The sequence below is a fragment of the Citrobacter sp. wls619 genome (assembly GCF_005281345.1).
Classification (GTDB): Bacteria; Pseudomonadota; Gammaproteobacteria; order Enterobacterales; family Enterobacteriaceae; genus Citrobacter.
This window is the reverse complement of sequence record NZ_SZXJ01000023.1, coordinates 1-236: the sequence shown is the minus strand read 5'-3', so window position 1 is coordinate 236 and position 236 is coordinate 1. Positions and strand designations below refer to the sequence as shown.

Annotated in this window: 1 pseudogene; it reads left to right on the top strand. The window is 56.4% G+C overall.

The features are described from left to right. Window positions 1-236 (top strand): annotated as a pseudogene (locus tag FDX19_RS01945) (hypothetical protein); the annotation flags it as partial.

Below are 236 nucleotides of genomic sequence, written 5' to 3'. Positions count from 1 at the left end.
CTCCAGCCCACGCTGTTAGAACCCGTTCCACCCCATCTTATTGAAAGCCTGACCGTCGATACCCTCCCCGCAAGCCCCCCTCAGTTTGGACCAGAATGCACCGAGCTTTGTAGCTACTGCCTTGCCCTGACGCAGACGCTGGCGGGACAGGGATTTTCCTCTGAAACGGAGAAATTCCTCAGTTGGTTGCTGTTTGATCTGGTCAGCTACTTCGCTGCGGAAATGAAAGCCCCGCG